Source organism: uncultured Nostoc sp., assembly GCF_937863485.1.
Lineage (GTDB): Bacteria > Cyanobacteriota > Cyanobacteriia > Cyanobacteriales > Nostocaceae > Nostoc.
Genome location: NZ_CALMFY010000113.1, coordinates 161,060 through 186,051, shown reverse-complemented (window position 1 = coordinate 186,051; position 24,992 = coordinate 161,060). Strand labels below are relative to the sequence as shown.

At 41.8% G+C, this 24,992-nt stretch carries 19 protein-coding genes, 1 tRNA gene and 1 pseudogene; 12 read left to right on the top strand and 9 right to left on the bottom strand.

Annotated elements, in window-relative coordinates; all coding sequences use genetic code 11:
- Positions 1–17: 17 nt before the first annotated feature.
- The 3 genes from cobA to Q0541_RS15420 all read right to left on the bottom strand — a co-directional run bounded on the left by cobA (position 18) and on the right by Q0541_RS15420 (position 2,096).
- Positions 18–797, bottom strand: coding sequence for a uroporphyrinogen-III C-methyltransferase (gene cobA / locus Q0541_RS15430; protein WP_298911566.1), 780 nt, complete (start codon positions 795–797; stop codon positions 18–20).
- Complete coding sequence (locus Q0541_RS15425; protein ID WP_298911565.1) at positions 794–1,561, bottom strand: sirohydrochlorin chelatase; 768 nt, start codon at positions 1,559–1,561, stop codon at positions 794–796. Before Q0541_RS15425 ends, cobA begins: the two co-directional genes overlap by 4 nt.
- A gap of 151 nt (positions 1,562–1,712) precedes the next feature.
- A complete protein-coding gene (locus Q0541_RS15420; RefSeq protein WP_298911564.1) occupies positions 1,713–2,096 on the bottom strand; it encodes a DUF4359 domain-containing protein in 384 nt (127 codons plus the stop codon).
- A gap of 124 nt (positions 2,097–2,220) precedes the next feature.
- Between Q0541_RS15420 and Q0541_RS15415 the strand changes: the two genes are divergently transcribed.
- The 3 genes from Q0541_RS15415 (at position 2,221) to Q0541_RS15405 (ending at position 5,711) form a co-directional block, all read left to right on the top strand.
- Positions 2,221–2,293: transfer RNA gene (locus Q0541_RS15415), tRNA-His, on the top strand.
- A 757-nt stretch (positions 2,294–3,050) separates the two neighbouring features.
- The gene (locus Q0541_RS15410) at positions 3,051–4,523 is read left to right on the top strand and encodes an alpha/beta hydrolase (RefSeq protein WP_298911563.1); all 1,473 of its coding nucleotides are present in this window, start codon (positions 3,051–3,053) and stop codon (positions 4,521–4,523) included.
- A 396-nt stretch (positions 4,524–4,919) separates the two neighbouring features.
- Entirely contained in the window at positions 4,920–5,711 is a 792-nt protein-coding gene (locus Q0541_RS15405; RefSeq protein ID WP_298911562.1) for an SDR family oxidoreductase, read from the top strand.
- A 46-nt stretch (positions 5,712–5,757) separates the two neighbouring features.
- On the opposite strand, the gene radC is transcribed toward Q0541_RS15405, so the two are convergent.
- Positions 5,758–6,489 (bottom strand): DNA repair protein RadC, encoded by a 732-nt coding sequence (gene radC, locus Q0541_RS15400; protein WP_273767179.1) that lies wholly within the window; start codon positions 6,487–6,489, stop codon positions 5,758–5,760.
- Between the two features lie 869 nt (positions 6,490–7,358).
- Between radC and Q0541_RS15395 the strand changes: the two are divergent.
- Positions 7,359–7,541 (top strand): annotated as a pseudogene (locus Q0541_RS15395) (acyl carrier protein); the annotation flags it as partial.
- A 231-nt stretch (positions 7,542–7,772) separates the two neighbouring features.
- Here the strand turns inward: Q0541_RS15395 and Q0541_RS15390 are convergent.
- The 3 genes from Q0541_RS15390 to Q0541_RS15380 all read right to left on the bottom strand — a co-directional run bounded on the left by Q0541_RS15390 (position 7,773) and on the right by Q0541_RS15380 (position 11,780).
- Positions 7,773–8,711: a phosphoribulokinase gene (locus Q0541_RS15390; protein WP_298911581.1), complete on the bottom strand. Its 939-nt coding sequence runs from the start codon at positions 8,709–8,711 to the stop codon at positions 7,773–7,775.
- Positions 8,712–9,033: 322 nt separating this feature from the next.
- A complete protein-coding gene (locus tag Q0541_RS15385) occupies positions 9,034–11,025 on the bottom strand; it encodes an alpha-amylase family glycosyl hydrolase (protein ID WP_298911561.1) in 1,992 nt (663 codons plus the stop codon).
- A 464-nt stretch (positions 11,026–11,489) separates the two neighbouring features.
- Positions 11,490–11,780 (bottom strand): hypothetical protein, encoded by a 291-nt coding sequence (locus tag Q0541_RS15380; protein ID WP_298911560.1) that lies wholly within the window; start codon positions 11,778–11,780, stop codon positions 11,490–11,492.
- A gap of 564 nt (positions 11,781–12,344) precedes the next feature.
- On the opposite strand from Q0541_RS15380, the gene Q0541_RS15375 reads away from it, so the two are divergent.
- The 5 genes from Q0541_RS15375 (at position 12,345) to Q0541_RS15355 (ending at position 19,587) form a co-directional block, all read left to right on the top strand.
- A complete protein-coding gene (locus Q0541_RS15375; RefSeq protein ID WP_298911559.1) occupies positions 12,345–13,007 on the top strand; it encodes a class I SAM-dependent methyltransferase in 663 nt (220 codons plus the stop codon).
- 326 nt (positions 13,008–13,333) lie between these two features.
- Positions 13,334–14,710 carry an AAA-like domain-containing protein gene (locus Q0541_RS15370; protein ID WP_366941885.1) on the top strand — a complete coding sequence of 459 codons (1,377 nt, stop codon included), beginning with the start codon at positions 13,334–13,336 and terminating at the stop codon, positions 14,708–14,710.
- Positions 14,711–14,840: 130 nt separating this feature from the next.
- Entirely contained in the window at positions 14,841–16,403 is a 1,563-nt protein-coding gene (locus Q0541_RS15365; RefSeq protein ID WP_298911558.1) for an AAA-like domain-containing protein, read from the top strand.
- Positions 16,404–16,587: 184 nt separating this feature from the next.
- Entirely contained in the window at positions 16,588–18,270 is a 1,683-nt protein-coding gene (locus Q0541_RS15360; RefSeq protein ID WP_298911557.1) for a DUF4157 domain-containing protein, read from the top strand.
- A gap of 705 nt (positions 18,271–18,975) precedes the next feature.
- On the top strand, positions 18,976–19,587 hold the full coding sequence (locus Q0541_RS15355) for a Uma2 family endonuclease (RefSeq protein ID WP_298911556.1): 612 nt from the start codon (positions 18,976–18,978) through the stop codon (positions 19,585–19,587).
- Between the two features lie 89 nt (positions 19,588–19,676).
- Here Q0541_RS15355 and Q0541_RS15350 read toward each other — a convergent pair whose 3' ends face one another.
- The gene (locus Q0541_RS15350) at positions 19,677–20,096 is read right to left on the bottom strand and encodes a transcriptional regulator (protein ID WP_298911555.1); all 420 of its coding nucleotides are present in this window, start codon (positions 20,094–20,096) and stop codon (positions 19,677–19,679) included.
- A complete protein-coding gene (locus tag Q0541_RS15345; protein WP_298911579.1) occupies positions 20,080–20,379 on the bottom strand; it encodes a type II toxin-antitoxin system HigB family toxin in 300 nt (99 codons plus the stop codon). The genes Q0541_RS15350 and Q0541_RS15345 overlap by 17 nt, the downstream gene beginning before the upstream one ends.
- 285 nt (positions 20,380–20,664) lie before the next feature.
- Here Q0541_RS15345 and recQ point away from each other — a divergent pair, with 285 nt between their 5' ends.
- From recQ to Q0541_RS15330, 3 genes are all read left to right on the top strand, one after another.
- The gene (recQ, locus tag Q0541_RS15340; protein ID WP_298911554.1) at positions 20,665–22,824 is read left to right on the top strand and encodes a DNA helicase RecQ; all 2,160 of its coding nucleotides are present in this window, start codon (positions 20,665–20,667) and stop codon (positions 22,822–22,824) included.
- A gap of 220 nt (positions 22,825–23,044) precedes the next feature.
- Entirely contained in the window at positions 23,045–23,617 is a 573-nt protein-coding gene (locus Q0541_RS15335; protein WP_298911553.1) for a Uma2 family endonuclease, read from the top strand.
- A gap of 11 nt (positions 23,618–23,628) precedes the next feature.
- Positions 23,629–24,819: an MFS transporter gene (locus tag Q0541_RS15330; RefSeq protein WP_298911552.1), complete on the top strand. Its 1,191-nt coding sequence runs from the start codon at positions 23,629–23,631 to the stop codon at positions 24,817–24,819.
- The last annotated feature ends 173 nt before the right edge of the window (positions 24,820–24,992 follow it).

The following is a 24,992-nucleotide window of genomic DNA, read 5'->3' as shown; positions in this document are numbered from 1 at the left end:
TTTTTTTGTGCCAACCATCAAACTGGACGACAACCAGACAAAATACTGTGCATATTTACTACTTGTCCAATGACTGCGATCGCAGGCGCACCAAATCCAGTTTGCTCTACCTGTTTGACAATTGTCTCTAAAGTCCCAATCAATTCTTCTTGTTCTGGGCGTGTACCCCAGCGCACCAAAGCAATGGGCGTTTCTAAATTCAACCCAGCTGCACTTAATTGTTCCACAATATAAGGCAGATTATGAATTCCCATATAAATTACAATCGTTTCGGAACCGTGGGCGATCGCACTCCAATTAACTATCGGTCTATATTTACCCGCCGCCTCGTGACCAGTAACAAATGTCACTGATGAACTATATAGACGATGAGTCAAAGGGATACCTGCATAGGTGGCGGCTGCAATCCCCGATGTGATACCTGGCACAACTTCCGTTGATATTCCAGCTTTGACTAATTCTTCCATCTCTTCGCCACCGCGACCAAAAATAAACGGATCGCCACCCTTTAGCCGCACCACAATTGCATTATCCTGCGCTTTATCAATCAGCAATTGAGTTGTTTCTGACTGCAACAACGAATGTCTCCCCGCACGCTTACCAGCATTAATTTGCTCTGCTTGGGGATTAATCATTGCCAGAATTGCCGGACTCACTAAGGCATCATAGATAACTACATCTGCACATTCCAATAAACTTTTCGCCTTCAGGGTAATTAGTCCTGGATCTCCTGGGCCCGCACCTACTAAATAAACCTTTCCCAAATACTTGCTTTTCTCTGTGATTGTGCGGTTCATCTATCTGTTAAATCCCAAACTAGCTCGGCTAATTCTGCACTTGCTCCCAGTGGCTCTGCCAATTGGAAATTTACCGCAGAAAATTGTAATTTTAGCTCCTCTATTGAGGCGGCGATCGCATCGGTTATTCCACCAGCGAATAAAAAGTATGGCAAAATTGCAATTTCCCGATAACCAGCATCTACCAACTCTCTGACTCGTGATTCTAAACTAGGAGCTACAGACCAATAAGCTACCACTGCTCCCAAACTTCCTGCTATTGCTTGGACTGGTTTTTCAGAATCGGGGCGACGACTACCATGAGTTAACAAAATCCATGCTTGTGCTTTTATAGTAGCGATTTGCTTTGCCAGTAATTTTTCTAAATCTGGGTGAGAGCCTAAATATGGTTGCAACTCAATGATCATATCTTGACCAAGAGCCTGTTGTGCTAGTGCTACTTCGGCTGGAATATCTGTCATGACATGCACTCCCGGCAGCAGAAATAGCGGTACAATTTTCAGGCGATTCTCGTTTTGAGATAGTTTGCGTAGGCGTAGCCCAACCCAGCCATCGTAAAAAGCACTCTTGGCAAATTGTTGAATCTGCTCGGATAAAGGCTGAGAACTCATTTCCAAAGCAGCTATACCAACTAGATGTTCACTATTTGATGGGTTGTGGTTTTTTGGTAATTTGTTGCATACCAGCTTTGCTAGTTGCTGCATAGCAATTTCTGGGCGCGGATCGCGACTTCCGTGAGATACTAGCAGATAGGCAGATGACATCGGCAAAGCTTAAACTCTCAGTTACTAATTCTCATATCTTACTTAATATTAAGCTGGTGGTTATAAGGACTCTGGTGATTATTGAAACTATTCTCAATTACTAAATACAAGTATTATTAATCACTTTTATATTCTTCTACTCCTGCTTGTATTATTCTTCTTTGGCAGTGTAGGTATAAAATTGATCAAAGGCTCCCACGGTTTCAAATTTGTAAGAAGGCATCCAAGAATTTATTTTTAAATCTGTATGGTAAATGCTAAAAATCATGTAATCTTGTCTTTCTGTAGTCCTGGCAACAATTTCTTGGATTTGCGGGTTAGCCGAGTCAACCAACTTATCACAATTAAAACGGATTAAATTTTCGATAATATTCGTGGTTTTTTTGCAAACATCAGTTTTTAAGTATTCTGTTAGCCGTTGCACTGCATATTCTTCATATTCAACCTGACTGGGATTAGTCTTCGCCATTGTCACACCTAAGGCGGCGAGTCCTGCTGCTGCTCCAGTATATGCAATAATAGTTAAAGGTTTCATGTTTGCTAAGTAAAATTCCTTGTAATCGTTAGATTTCAGAGACTCTAAATCAACTGAGTCCGTTCCTTGAACAAAAACTCTTGATCGCTTGCCAAATAATTGCTATAATTCAAATTGTTGAATGGCGAGCGTAGCCAAGTGGTTAAGGCAGTGGTTTGTGGTACCACCATTCGTGGGTTCAATTCCCATCGTTCGCCCTAGATAATTTCATAGTTATCCATATATTCTTATAGAAGATGGGTTGTGGTTCTGAATATTCATAACCATTACCTTAGCAAGGATCTGCCATCTCCAAGTTCATGGACTGGGAAAGGCCGCAAATCCACTATGATTCATCAGATTAGCTTATAAATAATTTGGTGTATATAAGCAAATCTACTTGCCCAATAAAAATTAAGTGGGCGATGTCCACTTATCTACAAAATGCTATGTGTAGGTTGCTTGTTTGCGCTGTGAAAGCCTTTGTTTTAATCATAATTTAATTAAACCTCATCTATTAGGTTTAACAGCTCAATTAAGCTTTATCTGTGTAATGCAGGTAAAATCTTCCAATCGACGGTAGCCCCAATAAGAAAGTCATTGCTCCAAGCAATATGAGCAATAATACTAACTATAATTCATGTTTTCGTCCCGGGATGTGCCTATAGTCACCGGACTTGCTGCAATTGTTCGACGAGATTCATACTTGTTAGTTATCCATTTTTCTCTACCCTCTACAAATCATGATTATTTTTCTCTCGTTGTATAAAACCACCCTGCCAATCCTACTTTTTAAGGGGGGCTTAATTTACTCCTTTCGAGAGGGCTTAATTTCCTCCTTTTGAGGGGGCTTAATTCCCTTCTTTTTAAGGAGGGTTAGGGAGGATCAAGCCTTATTGGTTCTAAGACAGCACTCGTTTCCAGGTTAAATCTGGGAACAAGCAAAAATACTTAAATTAAATAGTGAGGATATATATGCAGTATTTACCGATCATCTTCGTTCGTGGATATGCAGGTACACAAAAAGACGTTGAGCAAACGGTTGATGATCCGTTTTATGGCTTCAATAGTGGTTCAACTCATATTCGAGTGGATGAGAAAGAAAATCCCCAGAAGTTTTTTTTCGAGAGTCCATTACTGCGGCTAATGACCGATCATGGTTATCAACCGATTGTTGAGAATCAGAATGTCAGCAATCAGATTAAGAGATTGTCTGGCCAACTTCATAAAACTATTTGGGTCTACCGATTTTATGATCTAACTACACCTAGTTATGGATCTTCAAGTGTAGTTCGACAGGAGATGGAGGAGATAGCTAAGGGATTAAGAGACCTGATCCAGAATGTCAAGCAAACGACGGGTACTGACAAAGTTTATCTTGTCGCCCACTCGATGGGAGGTCTTGTTTGTCGCAGCTTGATTCAAAAGATTTATCCAGAAGAACGCAAGCAAGCTGCCGATCACATTGACAAGTTATTTACCTACGCGACACCTCATGGTGGCATTTATTTTGAGGTCGGGAGTGGCTTGCTTGAAAACCTGAGGGACAGGTTCCAATTGAATAATTCTGATGACTTTGGCCCCCAGCGGATGTACCAGTATTTAACACCTGGTGTCCAGCCAAAGGATGAGTTACCCAAGGGCTTTCAGTTAGAAAAACTACAAAGTCTAGAGAATGCATTTTCGCCAAACCGCGTTTTTTCTCTGATCGGCACTAATGCACATGATTATGAAGGAGGTTTTGGTCTTTCACGCAGGACTGTGGGGGTGAAAAGTGATGGTCTAGTTCAGATCGATAGAGCTTACATCACAGGATCTCATCGGGCCTATGTTCACCGCTCTCATGATGGGCGTTATGGCATAGTGAACTCCGAAGAAGGTTATCAAAACCTGCAACGCTTTTTGTTTGGTGATATTCAGGTGAAACTGTCTCTTAGCAATGTCCAGTTAAAAGACCTAGATAAGAATTTTTATCAACTGGAAACTAGGGTTGCTTTGCGTGGTCTTCCTATTCCTATATATGAGCAGGCGATCGCTCATTATTGCCCAATCACACAAGAGTTAACCAGAACAGATAAACCCATTCCCCTATTTACAGCCTTTTTAATCCCAAGAAATTCAGCCAGTGATAATAATGTCTGTAGATATGCCCTGCGTTTAGCACTGCATTCTTTCACAAAACAACAGACAAATTGGTTGGGTGAGAGTCATCTCGACCAAGTACCCCTCTGGTCTGACTATCTAATTACTGATGTTGTGGAATTAAATAGCACATACAAGGCTGCATATAGCTGGAATTCCGATGAAAAAGAGCCAGTAACGAACTTAAATCCCAATCCAAAATCCAGTTCAGATGTATATGTTGCAGATGTTCCCCTACCTGAACGTGGGCAAAAAGTCTTAGGAACAAATGCGGCAGTTTGCTTGGAAATCTCCAAATGGCAATAAATGTGATTGTTAAGTAGTAGTTACTCAAGCCAACTTTGAGGAGTGATAGTAGGGAATAGGGAGTAGAGAAAAGTTTTTTCGTTTTGTTAATTTGGATACCTAGCAAAGTTGCTTTGGTGGACTACTAAATTGCGGCAAAATCTTGAGGTACAAATTCAAAGGACTACATTCCTATGGGTGGTTTCTTTGAGCTTGTACCAGAGAAAAAGTAATGTAAATTTTAATATTTGTTTAGCAAAATACCGCTTGTTGTTCTGTAGTCAGTGATTAGTTATGGTTAATTAACACTTTTTTATTATTTTAGTGAGAGAATAATCAAAGTTAAAGAGCGTTAGGTTACTAATGACTAATAACTAATGATTCATTTGTTTTCAGGCTGTTAAGAAAGGAAAAATTATGCACAGTAATCGCAAACAAACGGTTCTTATTACTGGTGCATCTGGCGGCATCGGTTATGAATTCGCGAAGTTATTTGCTCAAGATGGTTACAATCTGGTGTTGGTAGCTAGAAGTGTGGACAAGCTAAATAAAATCGCCGATGAATTTCAAAAGAAATTTGGTATTGATGTCAAAGTTATTACCAGGGATTTATCTAACCCATCAGCGCCAGAAGAAATTTTCACTGAGTTAGAACAAGCATCAGTCAGAGTTGATGTGCTGGTGAACAATGCGGGGTTTGGTACCTACGGCTTATTTCACGAAATTGACCTGAATGCTGAACTGGAATTGCTACAGGTCAATATTTTATGTCTCACACATTTAACCAAGTTATTCCTCAAGGGTATGGTTAAGCGGGGGTCTGGAAAAATATTAAACGTGGCTTCGACTGCTTCTTTTCAACCAGGGCCGCTGATGGCAGTATACTACGCTAGTAAAGCCTATGTTTTATCGTTTTCAGAAGCGATCGCTAATGAATTAGAAGGTACAGGTGTTTCTGTGACGGCGCTTTGTCCAGGACCTACAGAATCTGGTTTTCAACAAAGAGCCGCGATGGAAGACTCAAAGCTGATAAGCGGTCAAAAGATTATGACTGCGGAAACGGTAGCCGAGATCGGCTATCGTGGTCTATTGGAAAACAAAACTGTTGTGGTTCCTGGAATTAAAAATAAGCTCCTGGCTGAATCCGTAAGATTTACTCCCAGAAAGCTAGTGACTAAACTAGTTAGAAACATGCAGGAAAGCAAATAAGTTGTAACGCAAGGATGCGGTGAATGAACCGTCGCGTCTTGTTAATTTAATCCCCTTGTGGATGCTCATCCCACAAAGTTGTCAGTTCCCGTAAACTTTGATGATTGCCATTGCCCAAAATCAGATGATCTAATACCGGAATGCCCAAAAGCTGTGCCCCTGCTAACAACTGACGCGTTAATTCTATATCTTCGTGGCTGGGTTCAAGGTTCCCAGAAGGATGGTTGTGAGCAACTATTACCCGCGTTGCACCTTGACGAATAACTTCCCGAAAGATTTCACGGGGAGAGGCTAGGGTTTCGGTTGCAGTGCCAATAGTAATTACTTGCGTACCCAGCAAACGATTCTTGACATCTAACAGCACCACTGCAAAACGTTCTTTTGTTTGCCACATCAAATCTTGACTGAGGGTAGCAGCAGCAGCAAGTGGGCTATCAATTAGTGTGCCATCTAAAGGTCGAGATTGAAAGGCGCGTTTGCCCAATTCAATTGCTGCTAAGATACTTGTCGCCTTTGCTGGGCCAACACCAGAAATTTGCATCAACTCAGCGGGGGTAACTTCTCGCAGAACTACCAAAGGATCACGTTGGTGTTTGCCTAATTCGCTCAAGATATATTGTCCCAAACCCACAGCAGATAATTTTCCTGGCCCTTGACCGGTGCCTAGAAGAATTGCAATTAACTCCGCTGTGGCTAAAATTTTGGCACCGTGCGTCATTAGCCGTTCACGCGGACGCTCATTTGTAGGTAGGTCGGCAATTCTGAGGCAATAGGTCATAGAAAACTAAGAGAATACTCACCCTAGATGGAACTATCCTTAGTTATCCCTTGTTTGCGATCGGAATTATCCTTAACTAGAGAAAATCTTTAATTTTGGGAAATTTTATCTATTTCTGCACATCATGTTTTCGGAGGAATAAAAATCAATTTTTTAACGAACCGCCTTTTCTACAAGAGGCTTCCGCCAACGCGCAGCGTCTGGCAGAGAAGGCGCAGAGGACGCACAGAGAAGAAAGAAATGCTTAACTGAGCTGTATTGCGTCAGGGGGTTGCTTCGCCACAATCCAAACATCGACATCATTCGAGTCCAAGATGTAAATTTGTCGGGTAAGGATGATCCGACTATATTAGAGTGGGCAGCCTAAGAAGATAAAAGTTTTCCTCACCCATTATGTCTCTAAAATTACCTGTGATGCTTACAAACAGATAGCAAAAGGTTAACGGATGCCAGGTGTAAGAGAGGTTACAATGACCGCTGATGATAGAGCCTATGAGTTAGACATCCTGAAAAAAGTAATCAACACTTATTTAGATAAAACTATACCAGTTACAGAAGAGGGTTTAAATTCTCTAGTATCCAAACACGATGAGACTGTCTGGAAGATAGCTACAAAAATTTATAGCGAGAGCGGACACAAGGTTGAATTTTCTCTAGTGCGTGATATTATTAACTCCCATATCGAAGTCTTGAAAATGCACGTAGCGACTGAGAAAGCAGCAGCCTACAAGCGCTTACAGTGCCAAAAAGTTGAGGAAGCTCGACGAGTGGCACAAGAAGCTCAACAAGCGACAGAGGCGGAGAATCGCAGGCAAAATCGATTGATTGAGTTAGCTAAAAAGTTAGATGAGTCTGGTAGAGACAAGAGTATGTCCGAGCTTTTTGTTAAAGTTCTAGATATAGTCAGTGAACAGTTGAAGGTTGATGAGTTGGATAAAGTAACTTTAACTAGTCACATCTGTAACGATTTAGGAGCAGATGAGCTTGATACTGTTGAGCTTGCAATGGCACTTGAAGAGGCGTTTGATTTTAATATTGAAATACCTGAGGAGATATTAGGGTCAGTTAAAAAATGGCCTCCGTCATTTAGCTATAATTCTTTCGGTGATTCAGTTCCTGTAGCTTGCACTGTTGGAGAACTCTTGGACTACATTCATAAGCAAATCTCTACCTGAAGATTAGCCGTTAGCATAGTGCGTAGTTTACCGCCGTAGGCATCGCATAATTCAGCACACAACACTAAACGCGATCGCAAACCCGTTAAACCCCTTCATCTTCGCTGATTACTGATAAATTTGCGTTGCTTTAAGCATGTGGTAGGTAATGATCAACTGAGTAAGAGCAAGGGGGTAACTTTGCAATGTCTCCCCAGTTGTACCTGCGATTTTACCCAGTTCTGGATTACTTTCGCGATCGCAAATACTTCGTAAATGGGGCATATCAGAACAAATAATATGCTCTAGCTTATTCACCTGTTCTAAGGTTGCATGACCATCAACTTCTAAGACATCCACAGGCTTACTCATATCCCTGTCTAGCCCCAGACGGATGGCTGAATCAGAATTACCATAGCTAGAGTTGATAATTGGGGTAAAATCTGGGTGGGGAATTGTCGGACGTAGTACCAAACGCACATTTAAATGTCCATTGGTTTCATCAGCTTCCTCAATGGGTGGGTAAAAACTAATAACTATATCAGACCATTGCCGCTGCGGACGGATGAATTGTGCTGAGTCTGGTTCGCGCTTTTCTAATTCCCCTATTACCTGTTGGGCAGTGTAGCCGCGCTTTTGCGTATCCCGCTTGACTTTCCACTTAGTGCGTAGTTCTTCAGGAGGTGCAAGGTAAACTTTAACATCGTAAGAATCACGGGCAGCACGAGTAGAATAACCGAGTAATCCCTCAATAATCACAAATTTGTTTGGCTTGATATACTGCGGTGGCTCGAATGTGCCGGTTTTATGGCTGTAAACTGGTTTAAGAATTGGTTGTCCTGTGCGTAGCAACGACAGGTGTTGCTGCATAATATCTAAGTGGTTGCAGTCCGGGTGAAGGGCAGTGATCCCAATCTCTGCACGTTGTTGGCGATCGTAACGGTGATAATCATCTGTGCAAATAAGCGTAACATTTTCTGGGCCGAGTACCTGAGCGATTCCTCGCGTTAGTGTTGTTTTTCCAGCAGCGCTGTCGCCTACAATACCAAGAATTATTGGACGGCTCATCATACCTCCCAGAATAAAAACAAGTTTAGTAATAAAATTTCCCTACAATAGTTTTAATTCTAGAAGGGTTTAGGCGAGTAACTCAACTAAAGGCTTGGTATGCAATATCTCTACATATAGAATGTCTGTGCGCTGGTTTATTGCATAATAATTACAATCTACATGGCTGATTGAGTCATCTGTACCCATAATCATGGATCTAGCCGCTGAGTTTCAGAATTAAGCATCCGAATTTTGTAGTATCTCATCCTGGTAATCGGAATAGGTCAGGTTGAAGTACCAAACCTGACCTAACATGATCTTTCACTGAGCGGCATCAAGATTAAACTACAGCGTACACTTTTGCTTCCCAAGGGAAGATACCTTCTCTGCCTACCCATTCAGATGGAATTATCCGCTCTTGAGTAATTTCCTGCCACTGCTTGCCAACTGGGGTTGCAGGCCAATTCGGGACTCTGTACTCAGAACCAACAGGAGTGCCATAATCAGAGAAATTCGCCACTACAACTACTAATTGATCGGCTTTATTACCACGCTGCCAGACTAGAACTCGTTTACCATCATTAAAGTCAACATGAAGAAATTGAGTCTCATTTACAGCTAAAGCATCGGAAGTCTTACGCAAGCGAACCAACCTGGCAACGTATTGGAAAATGCGTTGCCGCCAATCATCTTTCACACGGCTGTAGTTAACAGGGTCAATCTGCTTATGATCATCTGTTGGAGGCAAATCCTGCTGATCGGCAAATTCGTCTCCAGCAAGGATCATGGGAATTCCTACAGCGGTAAGCAGGCAGACAAATGCTAACTTAATCCGCGGTTCAGTATGATCAATTCCATTACTAACCAAGTAGCTGAAGAAACGCTCGTTACCATAACCGCCAACATCATGGGAAGTTATATAGTTTACCGCCTGAGAACCATCTGTAAAGCCTAAGTTTCGGCAATCAATTAGTTTGCGGATACTCCACTCAAAGCTGGGTTCATCCCAGGCGTTCTTACCTAAAATCACCTGTCGGATGATTTGCTTGAACTTTTCATTCCAAAGTCCATCCAGACGATTTTGGTGGATGAGAGATAAGGGTACACTCAACTCTTCGCCAACTACGAGGAACCTATCGCCGATTCCACCTCTTTTGTCCCAAAGGGTGCGGGCAAAATCTTTAAATTCCTGCAAAAAGTCGTAGTTGGCGATATTATTGACGCTATCCAACCGCAGACCATCAACCCGATAGTATTCTAACCAGTGGGCAATATGCGCTTTTAAGTATTCACGGGCTGGGACAAGCCAGGACTTTTGCCCAGTAATCGGGTTATAACCCTCTACCCAATAGTCGTACTTAAATAAATCCCCACCAAAGCCATCTCTTGACCCTTGTTCTGGATCACCACTGGCCCATTTGATGTAAAATTCCAAAAAATTAACGTTATGGTAAGGATTATTCCGCGAGAATGCCATCACCACATCCACAAAAAAGCGCAACCCTTGCTGATGACAAACTTTGATCAGATTAGCTAAATCAGTCGAAGCAGTAGGTGCTGACTTGCTATCTGGGCGTCCTAAGTCAAAATCCGCTGCAAAATAATTTGCTGTACCATAGCCCCAATTGAGATCATCATCACTATCTTCTGGTGGCAGAAGTTCTAAGGCGTTGATTCCCAGTTCCACAAGATGAGCGCGGTTATTCAAGGCGCTGAGTATGGGAAAAGTAGGAGCGATCGCTTCTGGTATCAACAGTGCCAGTACGTCACGAAATGTGCCGTTTCCTTCTTCAATCAATCCATTTGAGTTAATCTTTGTCCAGCGGGTTGGTAATTCGTAAATCACCAGTTGATTATTGGTTGGCAGCGTCTCTAAAGCAGCATCCCCTTCCCAATTTACAGTTTGCCCTTCGGGATCACAGGGAATCAGCGTCCCATTTTGATAAAGCACGACGCTTGCCGGATCGAAGCTAGCAACACCTCCCGATTCTGACGGCGTTGGTGCACGTAAGCGTCGATCCACAGTCGTCGCTGTTGGATCTGTGCAGTAGAGAATTTGGTTAGCATTGGCAGAGTCGTAAGGGTCTGAGTTGCGGACTTTAAACCAGTAAAAGTAGACCTGTCCTTCCGTCAAACTAGATTCTTGAGCCGAAACTTCCCACAATTCTGGAAATTCTGTTGATTGACGAAGCGGAATTTCTTTAAATTGGGCTAATCTGTCTGGGCTTTCGGGAGCAGTGTTGCCAATATAGAGAGTGGGAACTAGTTCTGAAGCACCGGGACGCCACAAGACAAAATGAGTTTTTTTGCGGCTCAATAAATCGATAGGCATTACAAAAACCTCTGGGTGATCAAAGTTCAGTTATGAAGTTCTTACACAACAGCCGAGTGTTATTCCAGACGATAAATTGAATTTCTTTGAACTGTCAATATTAAGTAGTGGATTGAGTATTTTACTGGGAAATTTAGGAAGTTAACTGTATATAAACTTTATCTATATTGAGAACCGTAGTTTTTGCCCTCACCCTAAATCCCTCTCCCTACTTGGGAGAGGGACTTCTTTCCGGCTCCCCTTCTCCCAGTATTGGGAGAAGGGGCTGGGGGATGAGGGTTTTTCTGTTCATACAGAACTACAGTTTTCAATGTGGACGCAGTTTATCAAGGTTTTGATATTTCCTGCTATTAACTTTCATCCCCGATTTCAAAGATATTCAATCCTCAAAAGTTTTGGGTTTTTGAAGATTGCATTTTGGGTTTTCTGCATATTTTTAATTAAAGGTAAAGAAAAGAATTATATTAAGTACTAAATACAGCTTTGCGTAAAAGCGTAACGTTGTTAATGCCAGCCGATGCATTAACAATGCAAGTCGGCACACTGGCATTGCAAGCTGACGCATTAACAATGCAAGCCGACGCATTAACAATGTAAGCCGACGCATTAACAATGCAAGCCAACGCATTAACAATGTAAACCAACGCATTAACAATGCAAGCCAACGCATTAACAATGTAAACCAACGCATTAACGATGTAAACCGACGCATTAACAATGTAAAGCGACGCATTGGCATTGCCGGGTATTGCCAAATTTAATTCGTTACGAATTTAGGACTTACGCAAGAACTCTCTGAAACTCTTACTTCTCCGTGTCGCGCCAGTTGCTTTAAGTCGGGGAACCGCAAGGGCGCACTGGCTTCTCTGCGGACTCTGCGGTTTGATTTTCCGTTACTTGTGCGTAAGTCCTGGAATTAATGAAATGCTGTACTAAGTGTAGTGTTTAGTTGGCGATCGCTAACCAGATCGCAAGCGTGATTATTGGGTTCAATCCCGGAATGAAGCAAGAAATCAATATAATAGACCTCTTGCACAAATGCAAAACTACCCTCAACCCCCAACCCCTTCTCTCAAAATTGGGAGAAGGGGAGGCAATTTCAAAGTCCCTCTCCCAAGCATGGGAGAGGGATTTAGGGTGAGGGCTTTTGATTTATGCAAGAGGTCTAATATTAGTAAGCGCAACAATCAAATGGCAGTAGCTACAACTCTTGGAGAATACGCAACGCGCAGCCTCAACTTTGTGTAGATTCCCCACTCGCTGTTGAAGTTGAAACTGCAAGCGCTGTGTAAACGTTATGGATTGCAGGAGGACACGTTATGACAACTCAAACACTAGGACTCGAACAAAACCTCTATGACTACTTACTATCAATTTCTTTGCGAGAACCGGAAATTTTGACTCAACTCAGACACGAAACAGCCCAGTATCCAATCGGCAGGATGCAGGTTGCTCCCGAACAGGGGCAGTTTCTGGCGTTACTAGTGCAATTGTTGGCAGCCAAGAAAACTTTGGAAATTGGGGTATTTACAGGCTATAGTGCCTTAGTGGTGGCATTGGCGTTACCGAGCGACGGTCAGGTAGTAGCCTGTGATGTGAGTGAGGAATTTACAACGATCGCCCGGCGCTATTGGCAGCAAGCAGGAGTCGCGGATAAAATTCAACTGCACATTGCCCCAGCTTTGGAGACTTTGGATCGGCTACTCGCAACCAAAGAAGTGGAAACTTTTGATTTTGCCTTCATCGATGCAGATAAGAGCAACTATGATGGCTACTATGAGCGATCGCTGCAATTAGTGCGACGGGGAGGACTGATTGCGATCGATAATGTCCTCTGGTCAGGCAGGGTTGCCGACCCCCAAGTGCAAGATAATAGAACTAAAAAGATTCGTGCCTTTAATCAAAAGCTGCATCAAGACCAGCGAGTTAGTCTTAGTGTAGTAGCGATCGCAGATGGCTTGACTCTGGCACTGAAGAAGTAATATCTTTGAATTCCCATTTATCCATCGTTTGTTACCAACGCAGAAGCGGCGGTAGTGTCGCTTTTACAAAAAATAGTGGTTCCATAAGTTACTTTTATCTGTGACCCTTGGGAAGAAGACCATTTGTAGCAGCTGATTCCCACTAAAATCCACTTTTGCTACTCTGAAGTGTCAGACTAATAATTTTCTTTCTTTGAAGATTAATAAAGCATAAAATTTTTTACCCATATACATTTTTTTCTTTTTTTAAGTATTTAATCGGTAGTATATTATTACTAGACCAAAGTGGATAAATGCATCTACTAATTGTTTAACCTTTAATATCCGTGGAAGATATTCAGCAAGCAGTAGAAAGAATTTTGCAAGACAAGCCTCTTGCTTCCATTCAGTGGTTTGTGCTCTCTCAATCGTGGTTGGGCAAAAGTTACAGTGAAATGGCACAGGCATCAGGCTACCGCAACAATTACATCAAGGAAGTTGGCTCTGAGTTGTGGCAAGACCTTTCCGTTGCACTTGGAAAAAGAGTAACGAAAAAAAATCTGCATTTAGCCTTGAATAAATACCTGCAAGACAAGATAGGCGATCGGCAGAATCAGAGCCAACATCAGTTCGGTGAAGAATCTAGCTTAGAAATATCTCCAAACTTTTTTTCAGCAAGCAAGATAGAATTTCCTAGCGGCCCTGTACCACTGGGTTCTCCTTTTTACATCAATCGCCCTCCCCTAGAAGAACTTGTTTGTAACGAGATTTTACACCCTGGTTGCTTAATCCGGATTAAAGCACCTAAAAAGATGGGAAAAAGTTCATTGCTCAACCGGATGATTGCTTATGCTAGAGAGCAAAGTTATCAAATTGTCTATTTGGACTTTCAAGAAGCTGACGAAGACGTTTTTGCTTGTATTGATAAATTTTTGCGTTGGTTTTGTGTCAATGTCAGCAGGCAGTTAAATCTCTTTCCCAGTCTAGATGATTTTTGGGATACGGAAATGGGCAGCAAGGTAAGCTGCAAAATCTATTTTGAAGCGTATCTGCTGCAATACATTGATCATAGTCCTGTAGTTTTGGCTTTGAATGAAGTCCATCGAGTTTTTGAACATCCCAATATTGCCCAAGACTTTCTGCCAATGCTGCGATGTTGGCATGAACAAGCAAAGCAGGAGCAAATCTGGCAAAAACTGCGGATGGTGGTGGTTCACACAACAGAAATTTATATTCCGCTCAACCTCAACCAATCGCCTTTCAATGTAGGGATAACAATTACGCTGCCACCGTTTACTCTCAATCAGGTACAGAATTTAGCATTATGTTACGGACTACACTGGGCAGCAGACTCCGAAGGGGCAAAACGCCTTGTACCCCTACAAACAATGGTAGGAGGACATCCCTATTTAGTGAGCCTTGCGCTTTATCATCTATGTCAGGAGGAAATCACATTAGAGGTGTTACTAGAAACTGCATCTACACCAGTGGGAATTTACAGTCAGCATTTACGAGAATTGTTGAACCTACTCCAAAAAGAACCAGAATTAATGTCAGCTATGCAACAGGTAATTGCAACAGATGAAAAAGTAGAACTAGACGCGATCGCTGCTTATAAGCTAGAAAGCATGGGTTTGGTTCAACTAAACGGTAATCAAGCTCACACGATGTGTGAGTTATATCGCCTTTATTTTAGCCAACAACTTGGACACTCAGGGTACTGATGGTTCTGGTAGACTATTGAAAGACAAATAATCAAAATAAGTAATTCTCATTCTTAAGATGAATTTTATCAATTGTCCCGATACTAATTCATTTATTAAGAACGAGAACGGATTTTAAATTTTAAATCAAATGAACAATTATCGATACCAAGTTGGCGGCACTTTAACCAGTGACGCTCCTAGCTATGTTGAGCGCAGGGCAGATGTAGAACTCTACGAAGCCTTGAAACAGGGTGAATTTTGCTACATCCTTAGCTGTAGGCAAATGGGCAAATCCTCACTGATGGTCAAAACAAAGCATCGCTTGCAACAAGAAGGCTTTAGATGTGCAACCGTTGATATGACTAATATTGGTTGCGAAAATATAACTCCAGAGCAGTGGTATAAGGGAATTATCGGGGACTTATGGTTAGGTTTTAAACTGTCAGGAAAAGTTAATCTAAAAAGTTGGTGTGAACAACAAAATGATATCTCTTCAGTTCAGAAACTCAGTCGATTTATTTCGGAAAATCTGTTAGCTCAATTTCCTAACGAAAGATTATTTATTTTTATTGATGAAATTGATAGTATTCTCAGCCTTGATTTCTCTGTTGATGACTTTTTTAGTTTAATTCGATTTTGCTACAACCAACGAGCAATTGATCCAGAGTATCATCGGATTACATTTGCAATTTTTGGTGTTGCGACACCTTCAGAATTAATTCTATATCGAAATCATCCTACACCGTTTAATTTTGGGAAAGCCATACAAATCAATGGTTTCACATTTGAAGAAGCTCAACCACTATCTTTGGGACTGGATATTAAAGACAATCATCCCCAGAAAGTTTTGAAAGAAGTATTAGCTTGGACAGAAGGGCAACCATTTCTTACTCAAAAACTATGTCGGCTACTTGTCAGTTTATCTCAAGATGATGTGGGTAAAAAGCTAAAATTTCCCCCTGGCACAGAAGAATTTTGGATAGAAAATGTGGTGCGATCGCACATCATCGAAAAATGGGAATCACTTGATGAACCGGAGCATTTGCGGACAATTCGCGATCGCATCCTTAGAAACGAACAATTTGCCGCTAGATTGCTAGGAATTTATCAACAAATTCTCCAAGGAGTGGAAGTAACAGCCGACGACAGTCGAGAACAGGTAGAACTATTACTATCTGGTTTAGTAATCAAAAAGCAAGGTTTTCTCCAAATCAAAAACCGAATTTATCAAGAAGTTTTCAATTTAGAATGGGTTGGAAAAAAATTAGCTTACTTGCGCCCCTACTACGAAACCTTCAATGCATGGGTAGCCTCAAAGGAAAAGGATGAATCTCGCCTATTGCACGGACAAGCCTTGATTGATGCCCAAACTTGGGCAAATGGTAAAAGCTTGAGCAATTTAGATTATCGATTTTTAGCTGCTAGTGAAGAATTAGATCGGCGAGAAATGCAGCAAGCATTAGAAGCGGAACGTGCCAAAGAAGTTGAAGCACGACTTGCAGAACACCAAAAAAGGCTGGTTCAACAAAAGAAATCTGCCAGAATAGTAACACTTTTGCTCTTAGGCATGACGATTAAGTTGGTGATTTCTATAGTGTGGGGAATGTCGCTTTTAAGAAAGATTGATGCTTTAGAATCACAGGGAAAATGTACCCAGATAGGGCATCAGGGTAAAGTAATAACTGCAAATTCTCGCTTAGATGGATGCTGAGGCAAATTTTAGATTTTACTTTTTGCGGAATTAATTAAAAGTTACATTGTTTCAATAGGAATCTCTACCTGAAGATAGATGAATACGTTTTATAGCAAACAAATAATTCTATGCAGTACTACATATGTATTTCTTTCGATAAAGATATTACCTAAAGTCAGTAGACCGAAAACTTAATGTCAGGTTGACTGCAAATAAAGAACTTGTAAAAACAATGCACAATAAAAGATTGTCAAAGACTCCCTCATCCATTAATACCAATTCCCAAGCAGCAGAACAAAACCCTAAATTGGCGTATAGACCGTTTGGTAGCCAAATTCAAAAAGCATCAGCTGCACCTGTGACACAAAGTACAAAAGAAGATGTTGCCTTTGCAGAACAAAAGATGGAGGCTTTTGGACTGGAATTACAAGCCAAATATGGCAAGATTACGCCAGAGGGGCAGGAACGGCTGACTGTGCTGCAAGCGAAGATGGATGGATTATTGAATTCTCAACTGCAACACGCAAGGCGATTTAGTCACAACATTGCCAATATTCCACTAAGAAGACCAGATACACCAATTCAGGCAAAGCTGACAATTGGGGAGCCTGGAGATAAGTATGAGCAGGAAGCTGACGAAACAGCACGTCAGGTTATGCAACGGATTCATCAGCCACAGAGCGAGAAACTTCAGCGCGAGTCATTGCCTGATGAAGACGAATTGCAAATGAAGCCGATGGTGCAGCGTCGTGTGTCAAACGGTGGTATCGTGGCAGCAACACAAGATTTGGAAGCATCCATCAATCAGGCACGGGGTGGGGGACAGCCATTGGCAAAGAATATCCGTGAACCGATGGAGCAAGGATTTGGGGCTGATTTCAGTAGGGTGAAGGTTCACACAGATACTCAGAGTGACCAGTTGAATCGGTCGATACAGGCGAAGGCGTTTACCACGGGGCAGGATGTGTTCTTTCGGCAGGGGGCGTATGAGCCAGGGAGTCGAGGGGGGCAGGAGTTGTTGGCGCATGAGTTGACTCATGTGGTGCAGCAGAATGGGGGGGCTGTGCAGCGTTTCAAAGACAACGGCAGGATGGACAAGATCGGCAATGTTCCCGACTTTTATGAGCAGATAAATCAGCTCGGTAAGCTCGACATGACGCGACACCATATTGTTCCCAAAGACACGCTGATGAACTTCTACAACGCCGTGCATAGCAGCGGCGACCTCGCTCAACTTGAAGGAGAGCTTAAGACGCTCACAACCAACAGCCTTAAAAACTACGGATTTAAGAATGTGACCTTTGAACAATTCCAAGCTACAAAGAAGGCGCGTGAAAAAGAGCGTAATAAGGAATCCACACAGGGTAAGCATGAAGAAGCCACAGAGGAGGACTGGAAAGATGCAGGCGGACGAACTGAGCAGGAGCTACACAATGAGCTCGAAAACTTGGCCTCTAAAAAAAATGGAGAGAATGGGAAACATGTCGGTCCAAAGGACTCCGCGGCCGCCGAAATAATTGAGAAGATGTATCAGTGGTTTCCCGGCAACCTCGTTATCGGGCCGGGCGGACGCAAAGACGATCCCGGAAAAGATTTCGAGGATAACGCGGACAAGCTACTGCCTGCCAACGACTTTGAGAATCTGAAGACAATGTACCAGAAAATGGAAGAGTATAAAAAATTGGCAACACAAGCTCCCTCACAGGGTAAGAAGACAAAAAAAGCGCTACCACAGGTAGATGAGGGCGCAGTATCGCCGCGATCAGAAGCGCTTAATTCTGTGATCGAATGTCTAAAAAAGGCTATGAAAAGGGAACAACCCTACGAATACGACAAGGAAAAGTGGGATCTAAGCAAGGAATCTGGTCCTAAAATCAAGCAGTAAGGTATGCACTAGCTCAATCCGGAGAAAGACCCCATCTTGTGCCATCAAAAGATTATAAGCCTGCCTTAGGAGCAATCGGATCTCAAATCTAATTTTAGCGATCGCCGATTTTGTAGCAACTGTCTTGAAGGTCAATCAATTTTAGATTTTGGATTGCCGATTTTGGATTGAAAGAGACCACAAGGGTACGGGGCTTGATGATTTTAAATTTTGGATGAGAGGATTTGTTCCGCCCACAAGGGGCAAGGCATGAACCAAAATAATTTTTAATCTAAAATCTAAAATCTAAAATCGGCACGGTCAAGCGATCGCTCCTAGCATGAAGGTTGATAAGCGTGCGATCGCTTCATCTTCCAAGTGCGCTCCCTATGTGATAGCCAGAGTTAAACAATAAAAGCGATCGCTCCTAGCATGATGGTTGATGAGCGTGCGATCGCCTATCTGATAACGATAGTCAAACAATAAAAGCGATCGCTCATGTATTGTAGGTTGATGAGCGTGCGATGACCTTAGCGAAGCGGTAGCGTTCGCGCAGCGTCTCGTAGAGAGGAAGGAGCGTCAGCGCTGCTGCAAGTAGAACGCCGATCTTGTCGGTTAGGTCGAAGCATGAGACTCAACAAACTAAAACTTAATGGCAAACAGATATAAACTTGAAGATCAAAAGGTTATGAGAAGCCAGATGCTAATCAATCAGGAGCGATCGCCATGATCACAACCCCTAAACCACTAACCTTTAACCAATTCCTTGATTTCGCCGAAGGTAATGAACTTAATGAGTATGAGTTGGTTGCTGGAAAGCTGGTGCTAATGCCAGAACCCAGCGAACTGCATGAAGAAATTCTTGAATTCCTGTCCTTCATGTTTGAACTTGCCTACCGCAAGCGTAAACTGAAATACTCAGTTCGGAAGCGAAACGCATTACAAATTAACGAGACACAAAGCCGACGACCCGATATTGCGATTATCCAACGCCCCCAGTTTTACCCCGACGATCAACCGAGGATGGGCATCCAAACTCAGCCATTCATGATTGTTGAAATTGCCTCATCCAACTGGTCAACTGACCTCATAGACAAACAAGAAGAATATCTTGCCCTGGGAGTACCTGAATATTGGATTATCGACTACCGAGGTCAAATTCCTGCTAAATATTGTCTGCGAGGAAAAGGAAAAAAGGCGATCGTCCTGACCCTAGAAAATGGTGAGTATCAACGCTCTGAGTATCTTGAAGGAGAAACAATTCCTTGTCAAACTTTTCCAGACTTAACTTTAACCGTTGACCAAGTATTAGCAGCTGATGCTGAGGATGTAGTTTAGGCCGATCGCACGATTTTGGGAAGTGCGACAGCGCAAAGCCCGTCGTAGACATCGCTAATCTTGTAGCGACAGTTTTATCTTCAATTTTCTCACTGTCCAAAGTCAAGAGCCGTTAGGGAAAGCCCAGAATAATGGTCATTAAAAAACTTAGCTAGGGACTCAGCTTGAGATTGGCTAATTTTCCGTTGACCATTAACCACTTCCCTAACAATCTCAACAGAGCCAAAAACCCCGACTAAAGAAGTTGGCTGCACATCAAACTCATGCATGAGGGATTCTAAAGTAGCCACAGGTTTTGATTCACCCATCGAATAAAGGCGTTCTTCGTAATTCTCAATCAGAAGAACCAACAACTCAAAAAGCGCTGTTTCAGCCTGTGTCAACTCGCCAGACATCATCCCCTCTACTGCTGTTAAGGCTCTGTTATACTCCTGTTCTGTTTTAATTAGCTTAGGCTGATACTGAATCAGTAAGTCAGTGTAGGTTTGTTGACTAGAAGTAGGGGTCATCTTTCCACCTTTCCTTATCGTATTCAGGATGGGTAAGAACGTATTTAATAAAAATTGTCTGGCTGGAATATCTAATGTCTACTATCAAACGATAGTTATTACCTTTAATGTTAAACACTGTAAAGTTACTAACCCTTTCTGCCTTCGGATATCTTTTTTGAACATCTACTAAATTAGACCAGTTTGCAATAGATGCAAACTTGTACCAGTCATTAAGAGCATCTTCAGAATCAGCGTGTTGAACCCAGAATTCCCGCAATTTCACTTTGCTGATTACGTGCATCCCTAAAGTGAGAATATTTGTGCTAATGATAGCATTGATTGAGCCGGACGCCAGGGCAATAGTGCGATCGCCAATTTTGTAGCGACTGTCTTGAAAGTCAAGCGTAGGGGTAGCCCGTCGTAGACATCGCATCATGTATGATAATTGATGAGCGGGCGTAGGGGTAGCCCGTCGTAGACATCGCCAACAGAAACGCATGTCTGACCAAAGCTGCCGATGATGTGAGTTAAAATCCTGATATCTTCATAACTACTCACGCAGACAGCCCCCGAAAAAGCGATCGCTATGCTTCAGTACCCCAATCTCGAACAAGCGCTAAAATATCACTTCGGTTACGACAAATTCCGCCCCGGACAACGGCAAATTATCGAAGATGCGCTGCAAAATCGAGATTTATTGATTGTCATGCCTACAGGGGGAGGAAAATCTCTGTGCTTTCAGTTACCTGCATTGATCAAAAAAGGTTTAACGGTGGTAGTGTCACCATTAATCGCTTTGATGCAAGATCAAGTGGAAGGACTGCGAAATAATAACATTGCTGCCACATTTCTAAATAGTAGTCTGAATCCCTATAAGGTGCGATCGCGGGAAGAAGCCATCCTCAGCGGTAAAGTTAGATTACTTTACGTCGCCCCAGAACGTCTTTTGAGTGAAAGATTTCTGCCGTTTCTCGATTTAGTCAAGGAAAAAATTGGGATTGCAGCTTTTGCCATTGACGAAGCCCACTGCGTCTCTGAGTGGGGACACGACTTCCGCCCAGAATACCGGCAGATGAAATCTTTGCGGAAACGCTATCCTGATGTCCCTACCCTCGCCCTCACCGCCACAGCAACCGATCGCGTCCGTGCTGATATTATCCAACAACTAGGGCTAAAGCAACCCAGTATCCATATTGCTAGCTTTAACCGCCAAAATCTTTACTACGAAGTTCGTTCTAAAAGCAAGTCTGCTTACGCTGAATTATTAGAACTCGTTCGGGAAACTGAGGGTTCAGCAATTATTTATTGTCTGACGCGCAAAAAAGTTGATGAACTCACCTTTAAACTGCAAAATGATCATATTTCCGCTTTGTCCTATCATGCCGGATTAACTGATGAAGAACGCAGCAGCAATCAAACTCGATTTATTCGAGATGATGTGCGCGTCATGGTGGCAACAATTGCCTTTGGTATGGGAATTAATAAGCCAGATGTGCGGTTAGTAATTCACTTTGATTTACCACGGAATTTAGAAAGTTATTATCAAGAATCAGGTAGGGCGGGAAGGGATAGTGAACCTTCACGTTGTACACTTTTTTTCAGTTTCAGTGATATCAAAACTATTGAATGGAGTATTAACCAAAAAACTGACCCTCAAGAACAGTTGATTGCTAAACAACAACTGCGTCAGGTAATTGACTATGCCGAAGGTACTGTTTGCCGACGCACAATTCAGCTAGGTTATTTTGGGGAACGTTTTGGTGGGAATTGCGGTAACTGCGATAATTGCCGTCATCCCAAACCAATGCAAGACTGGACAATTGAAGCCATGAAGTTTTTATCTTGTGTGGCGCGTTGTAAAGAAAGATTTGGGATGCTGCACATTATTGATGTGTTACGGGGGGCAAAAAACCAGAAAATCACCCAAAACGAACACGATAAACTTTCTACCTATGGTATTGGCAAAGATAAGAGTGTAGATGAGTGGCGGATGCTGGGGCGATCGCTTTTACATCAAGGCTTGCTAGAACAGACTAGCGATGGTTACTCAGTTTTGAAACTTAACGCCTTCAGTTGGGAAGTGATGCGGCGACAGCACACAGTTTCTCTTGCTGTTCCTGTAGCACAGAAGATTACTTGGGAAGAAGGGAGTGAAAAAGCTGCTGAAGCAGAGATATTAATGCAGAGGTTGCGATCGCTCCGTAAACAACTTGCTGATGAACAATCTGTACCACCTTACGTTGTCTTCCAGGATTCTACCTTGAAATTGATGGCACAGGTACAACCTACAACACTAATCGAATTTGGTAAACTTTCGGGCGTAGGTAGTCACAAACTTTCCCAATATGGCGATAAATTCCTTGCAGAAATTCGCGCCTACCGCCAAGAAAAAGGTTTGATAGATCCACCCCAAGTTAGTTTTACACCCTCTGTTAGCTTACCTTCTGACACAGAAATATTCACATTACAATTACATAAACAAGGTTTGAGTGTTAATGAAATTGCTCAAAAACGCAACATTCGCCCCACAACAATTATTCGCCATTTGACAGATTTGATTGAAAAAAATCAGCCTGTAGACATAAATCAGTTAGTACCTCTTGAACATCAACAAAAAATTTGGCAAGTTTTAGAAGTGCTTGGTGATATATCTTTAACGCCAATTCGAGAACAACTAGGTGAAAGCTACAGTTTTGATGAAATTCGTTTAGTGCGGGGTAAATGGCGGCGTGAAAATCGCAAGTGAGAATTTGCTTAGGACGAGTAAAAAAACTTAAAAATATCACTATCTCGTAATTATTTTTTTAGAAAGTACAATTACTGGGTAGCTGGTTTTGCATTTTGTTTGGTGCATTTTGTTTTAGTCATACTATTTACTCATATATTTATTTTTTGAAAGACTAGATAAGGAAGCTAAACTTAAATCTTATAATTAAAATACAAGAGCAAGATTAAAGAAATTAGCCATGAGTCAGATGCTTAATACAGGAGTACGCTGGACAATTCACGACCTGGAACTTTTACCAGAAAATGAAGGGACGCGCTACGAGATAGTTGATGGAGAATTATTTGTGACTAGGGCACCTCACTTTAAACATCAGCAAACTTGTGGCAGAATTTTCCAACAGCTTAACATTTGGTCAGAGTCTACTGGTTTAGGAGAAGCTGTGATCAACCCCGGCGTTTTGTTTTCAGAATCAGATAATGTGATTCCTGATGTAGTTTGGGCTACTAAAGAAACCTTGGCGCTAACATTGGATGAAGCGGGACATTTAACTGGCGCACCAGATTTAGTAGTTGAAGTTTTGTCTCTTAGCAACTCAGACCAAAGACGGGATAAGGAAGCTAAACTTAAACTTTATTCTTCCAGAGGAGTAAAAGAATATTGGATTGCTGATTGGCGATCGCGTAAACTAGAGGTCTATCGGCGCGAACAAAATCAACTTAAATTAGTAGAAACCCTATTTAGTAGCGATATTATAATTTCTCCTTTATTGCCTGGTTTTAGCTGTACTGTAAACCAGTTTTTTCCTGTATAAATTTAGTTTGAATGCAAAAACAAATCTCAAGTGACGGATTAACTAAAGTCCAGGTACTGATTATGGCAATCGCAGCTGGTGTCTGTGTTGCCAACGTTTATTATAATCAGCCAATCCTCAAAGATATTGCATCTTCTTTTGGAGTCAGTGAAGGCGAAGCGGGTAGCATATCTGTGCTTACGCAAGTTGGTTACGGTTTTGGGCTTTTCTTTTTAATCCCCTTGGGCGATAAAATCAACAAGAAAAAATTAATTCTTTGCTTACTGATATGTTTGTTCTGTTTGTTGATCCTCATGACGTTTTCACAAAACATCGTCGAGGTTTGGATATTGAGCGTAGCAATTGGGATTGCAACAGTCTCAGCTCAGGTTATTCTTCCCTTAGCAGCAAGTATAGATAGAGTAACTACAGGCAAAACTGTAGGCAACATTTTTACTGGTATATTGATCGGAATTTTAGGAGCAAGGGTTTTTAGTGGATATATTGCTGAATGGTTGAGTTGGCGTTATGTATATGCATTTTCAGCAGGAATGATTTTAATTATTACTATCTTACTACAGATATACTTGCCTAATGTCAAGAATGAATATAGTGGTGATTATTTAGATTTATTAAAATCAACGCTTCAACAATTAAAACGTTTTTCACTTTTAAGAGAAACGTCTTTAATTGGTGGGTTATTGTTTGGTGTCTTTTGCTCATTTTGGACAACGCTAACTTTCCATTTAAGTGGAGTGCCTTTTAATTTTCAATCTGACACAATTGGGATGTATGGCTTTGTGGCGATCGCAGGTGCATTAATGGCACCAGTTTTTGGTAAATTAGCTGATCAAGGTAACTCCCAACGTTCCTTGACTCTTGCTGTATCGCTCGTGATTGCAAGCTTAGTAATTGCTAAAATTGCTGCTAATTCTGCGATAGCGATCGCTGTTGCTGTATTGTTACTAGATGTAGGTGTACAGGCAACGCAGGTCACTAATGTTGCAAGGATATACACTCTTGATGCTGAATCGAATAGTCGCATCAACACAGTTTACATGACTACCTATTTTATCGGCGGTGCTGTAGGTACTAGCATTGGTCTATTATGCTGGCATCTTGGTGGCTGGAATTTGGTGATTTGGCAAATGTTAGTTTTTACTCTGCTGGCATTTTTTATTATCGTCAGACCTAAAATAACTACAGCAAGAACAAATAAATAATCAAACTCTCGTTTTTGATTAAAACAACAAGTAGGAGGTCACAGTTATGACATTGTGGTTTATCCATAACGGAGTTCCGATAATAAATAAGTTATTGGCGATCGCCTAAACTAGAGGTCTATAGGCGCGAACAAAGTCAACTTAAGTTGCTAGAAACCCTATTTAGTAGTGAT

Bases quoted from the DNA above. Each gene is read 5' to 3' on its own strand.
- cobA (WP_298911566.1), bottom strand. From the start codon at position 797: ATGAACCGCACAATCACAGAGAAAAGCAAGTATTTGGGAAAGGTTTAT.
- Q0541_RS15425 (WP_298911565.1), bottom strand. From the start codon at position 1,561: ATGTCATCTGCCTATCTGCTAGTATCTCACGGAAGTCGCGATCCGCGC.
- Q0541_RS15420 (WP_298911564.1), bottom strand. From the start codon at position 2,096: ATGAAACCTTTAACTATTATTGCATATACTGGAGCAGCAGCAGGACTC.
- Q0541_RS15410 (WP_298911563.1), top strand. From the start codon at position 3,051: ATGCAGTATTTACCGATCATCTTCGTTCGTGGATATGCAGGTACACAA.
- Q0541_RS15405 (WP_298911562.1), top strand. From the start codon at position 4,920: ATGCACAGTAATCGCAAACAAACGGTTCTTATTACTGGTGCATCTGGC.
- radC (WP_273767179.1), bottom strand. From the start codon at position 6,489: ATGACCTATTGCCTCAGAATTGCCGACCTACCTACAAATGAGCGTCCG.
- Q0541_RS15390 (WP_298911581.1), bottom strand. From the start codon at position 8,711: ATGAGCCGTCCAATAATTCTTGGTATTGTAGGCGACAGCGCTGCTGGA.
- Q0541_RS15385 (WP_298911561.1), bottom strand. From the start codon at position 11,025: ATGCCTATCGATTTATTGAGCCGCAAAAAAACTCATTTTGTCTTGTGG.
- Q0541_RS15375 (WP_298911559.1), top strand. From the start codon at position 12,345: ATGACAACTCAAACACTAGGACTCGAACAAAACCTCTATGACTACTTA.
- Q0541_RS15365 (WP_298911558.1), top strand. From the start codon at position 14,841: ATGAACAATTATCGATACCAAGTTGGCGGCACTTTAACCAGTGACGCT.
- Q0541_RS15355 (WP_298911556.1), top strand. From the start codon at position 18,976: ATGATCACAACCCCTAAACCACTAACCTTTAACCAATTCCTTGATTTC.
- Q0541_RS15350 (WP_298911555.1), bottom strand. From the start codon at position 20,096: ATGACCCCTACTTCTAGTCAACAAACCTACACTGACTTACTGATTCAG.
- Q0541_RS15345 (WP_298911579.1), bottom strand. From the start codon at position 20,379: ATGCACGTAATCAGCAAAGTGAAATTGCGGGAATTCTGGGTTCAACAC.
- recQ (WP_298911554.1), top strand. From the start codon at position 20,665: ATGCTTCAGTACCCCAATCTCGAACAAGCGCTAAAATATCACTTCGGT.
- Q0541_RS15335 (WP_298911553.1), top strand. From the start codon at position 23,045: ATGAGTCAGATGCTTAATACAGGAGTACGCTGGACAATTCACGACCTG.
- Q0541_RS15330 (WP_298911552.1), top strand. From the start codon at position 23,629: ATGCAAAAACAAATCTCAAGTGACGGATTAACTAAAGTCCAGGTACTG.